This is a genomic window from Deltaproteobacteria bacterium, assembly GCA_005879795.1.
Taxonomy (GTDB): domain Bacteria; phylum Desulfobacterota; class Binatia; order DP-6; family DP-6; genus DP-6.
Genome location: VBKJ01000229.1, coordinates 1 through 3,302, shown reverse-complemented (window position 1 = coordinate 3,302; position 3,302 = coordinate 1). Strand labels below are relative to the sequence as shown.

Annotated in this window: 4 protein-coding genes; 2 read left to right on the top strand and 2 right to left on the bottom strand. The window is 76.3% G+C overall.

What is annotated here, in order from left to right; all coding sequences use genetic code 11:
• On the top strand, positions 1–1,443 hold a 1,443-nt coding region (locus E6J59_19375; GenBank protein ID TMB16247.1), incomplete at its 5' end, for a CoA transferase.
• Here E6J59_19375 and E6J59_19370 read toward each other — a convergent pair.
• Positions 1,440–1,748, bottom strand: a complete 309-nt coding sequence (locus tag E6J59_19370) for a carboxymuconolactone decarboxylase family protein (GenBank protein ID TMB16246.1) — start codon at positions 1,746–1,748, stop codon at positions 1,440–1,442. The genes E6J59_19375 and E6J59_19370 overlap by 4 nt on opposite strands.
• Positions 1,749–1,798: 50 nt before the next feature.
• Between E6J59_19370 and E6J59_19365 the strand changes: the two genes are divergently transcribed.
• Positions 1,799–2,623, top strand: a complete 825-nt coding sequence (locus tag E6J59_19365) for a hypothetical protein (protein ID TMB16245.1) — start codon at positions 1,799–1,801, stop codon at positions 2,621–2,623.
• Positions 2,624–2,688: 65 nt separating this feature from the next.
• Here the strand turns inward: E6J59_19365 and E6J59_19360 are convergent.
• Positions 2,689–3,302, bottom strand: a 614-nt coding sequence (locus E6J59_19360; GenBank protein ID TMB16244.1) for an ATP-binding cassette domain-containing protein, incomplete at its 5' end; no start/stop codon positions are given.

Sequence of the window (3,302 nt, the reverse complement as noted above, 5' to 3'; positions counted from 1 at the left end):
ATCCTCGCCAGGCGTGCGACCGCCGAGTGGCTCGGCGTGCTGGGCGAGGCCGACATTCCGTGCGGGCCGGTGCGTACCCGCGAGCAGGCGCTTCGCGATCCCGAGGCGCGCGCGCTCGGGCTCGTCGTCCCGCTCGAGGATCCCCGGCTCGGCCCTACCTGGCAGCCGGGCGAGCTGGGCCTCTTCTCCGACACGCCCGCGCCGCGGCCACCCCCCGCGCGCGAGCCGGGCGCCGACACGGCGGCGGTGCGGGCGGCGGCGCCCGGGTGGCGCCGCCCCGCGTGCTCGCCCGACGGACCGACGCCGCGCGCGTGCCTCGCCGGCATCCACGTCCTCGACCTGGCGAGCTTCATCGCCGGCCCGTTCTGCCCCATGCTGCTCGCCGACCTCGGCGCCGAGGTGCTGAAGATCGAGTCGGCCGACGGCGACCCGTTCCGCATGGCGGCCTTCGGTTTCGTGGGCTGGAACCGCGGCAAGCGCTCGCTGGTGCTCGATCTGAAGCGCGCCGAGGGGCGGGACGTCTTCCTCGACCTCGCGCGCCGGGCCGACGTGGTGGTCGACAACTTCCGCGGCGGGGTGATGGAGCGGCTCGGCCTCGGCTGGGAGACGCTCCGCGGCGTGAATCCGCGGCTCGTTCACACCTCGGTCACGGGCTGGGGGTCGTCGGGCCCGCTCACCGCGCGGCCCGGCTTCGACCCGATCTTCCAGGCGTGCTCGGGCCTGATGCAGGCGCAGGGCGGGGCCGACGACCCGGTCTTCCACATGATCGCCTACACCGACTACTCGGCGGGCACGCTGGGCGCTCTCGCAACCGTGGCGGCACTCCTCGCGCGCGAGCGCACGGGACGCGGGCAGCGTGTCGACGTGAGCCTCTTCCGCACGAGCTACGTCATGCAGGCGGCGGAGATGATCCTCGCCGCCGCGTACCCGCCGGCGCCCGCCGGAGGGCGCGACTTCCTCGGGCCCGGCGCGTGCCGGCGGCTCTACGCGTGCGGCGACCGGTGGGTGTGCGTCGCGGCGACGGCGGAGGCCCACGCCGCCGCGCTCGGCCGTCTCACCGGCGCGCCGCTCGCGCTCGACGACCCCGCGGAGGGCGCCGCGGCCGCGGCGGTGGCGCGCGCCCTCGGCGCGCTGTCGCGCGCCGAGGCGCTGGCGCGGCTCGCGGGCGCGGGCGTGCCGGCGGCGCCGTGCCTCGACTTCCAGGAGCTGTTCGCCGACCCGCTGCTGCGCGCCGCCGGGTGCGTCGTCGAGCAGAGCCATCCGGCGCTCGGCCCGCTCCTCATGAGCGGCGCCTTCATCGACTTCGAGGCGACGCCGGTCGTGCTCCGCCGCTCGGCCCCGCTGCTCGGCGCCGACGGTCCCGCGGCGCTCGCCGAGCTCGGCTACGCGCCCGAACGCATCGCCGCGCTGATCGACGCAGGCGTCGTCGGCCGGCCAGCCTAGGCGTCGAACACCGCCATGGCGACGGGCAGGCACTGCGAGAGCGGCCCGAAGCCGGCCGCGGGCAGCGTCATGAGGAGCGCCTCGAGCACCTCCTGGCGGGTCGCTCCGAGCGCCCGCAGGCGTGCCGCGTGTGCCGGGACGGCGCGCACGTGGCCCGCCGCCGCGGCCGCGGCGACGTAGACGAGCTGCTTCGTCTTCTCGTCGAGCGCCGGCTGCGCCACGAGCGCGGCGAAGAACGCCCCCAGCGCGTCCGCCGCACCCGGGCACTCGGCGCGCAGGATCTCCATCATGGTCTTCTCTGTCATGCGCGCGCCTATACCCCCAGGCGCGGCGGCCGTGGTAGGGGTGGCGCCCCGTGAGGCGCAGGCCGCCCGACATCGCGCTCGCGGCCACGCTCCACGATCCGCCCGGCGCGCTGGCCGGCGCCATCGCGGACGGCGTGCCGCGGCTCGCGGCGCTCTACCGCGGTGTCGCGGTGGCGACGAGCCCGCCCACCGCGCCCTGCGTGGCGGCGGTTCTCGCTGCGCACCGGGTGCATGCGGGCACGACCCGGGCGAACCTCCGCGGCCCGCTCTATCGCCTCGCGGTCCGCCGCGCGCTCGCGACCGGCGCCGCACGCGTCCACTACCTCGATCTCGACCGCGCCCTGCGCTGGGTGGCGCGCGCGCCGCGCGAGCTCGGCGCCGCCCTGCGCCTCGGGGCGCGGCACCGCGTGCTCGTCCTCGGCCGGACGCCGAAGGCCCACCGCTCGCACCATCTCCCCCTCTACGCAACCGAGGCGCTGGTGAACCGGCTCATGACGGCGCGCCTCGCTCTCGCGCGCCCGCTCGACCTGCTCGTGCCCTCCTTCGTCCTCGACCGCGATGCGGCCACGCGCCTGCTCGCGCGCTCGCGCGCGCGCGACACCGCGCTGTACGGCGAGTGGGCGGCGCTCGTCCTCGGCCTCGCTCCGGAGGTCGCCTACCTCGAGTGCCGGGGGCTCGACTGGGAGACGCCCGACCGGCACCGGCGCGCCGTCCGGCGACTCGGCCTCCCCGCCTGGCGCCGCCGGCAGGACACGCCGGCGGAGTGGGCGCGGCGGGTCGCCATGGCCGCCGACTTCCTCGCCGGCTTCGAGCGCACGCTCGCGCGCGCGCCGCTCGCCCGGGTGCCGGTGCGCGCGCTCGCGCCGCGGGTCTAGCTAGTGCGGTGTCCGCGCGGTGACCTCGAGCAACCGTCGTGACGGGGCGACCCCGGACCCCCACCTCATCCCGACCTCCTCGGAGGCGGCACCCCGGTGGCGAGCTCGTCGACGACGACGCGCACGAACGACGTCGCGGGCCGCGCCGAAAGCTCGTCGATGGTCCCCACCTGAACGATGCGGCCCTGCTCCAGCACCGCGATCCGATGGCCGAGCGCAGCCGCTTCCCTCGGTTCGTGGGTCACGTAGAGCGCCGACACACCGCGCTCCTTGATCAATCCGCGGACGAGGACGAGCAGCTCGCCTCTCAGGCTCACGTCCAGGTTCGTGAGCGGCTCATCGAAGAGCACGGCCTGCGGATCGAGGACCAGCGCCCGGGCGATCGCGACGCGCTGGCGTTCACCGCCGGAGAGCTGGGCCGGCCGGCGGCTTTCCTTCCCGGCGAGACCTACCCGCCGAGTCATGTCCGCAATCCGCGCCTCGCGCACCGCGCGCGGCACTCCTCTCGCCTCGAGTCCGAAGGCGAGGTTCCCGGCGACGGTGAGATGCGGCCACAGGGCGAGCTCCTGCAGCACGACGGCAAGATTTCGTTCCTCCGGCAGCCGAAGGACCCGGCCGTCGGCACTCGCCACTGCGCCGTTGAGCCGAACGCTCCCGCGCTCCGGAGCGATGAAGCCGA

Excerpts from the sequence above, each read along its gene's own strand:
- E6J59_19370 (TMB16246.1), bottom strand. The coding sequence starts at position 1,748 with ATGACAGAGAAGACCATGATGGAGATCCTGCGCGCCGAGTGCCCGGGT.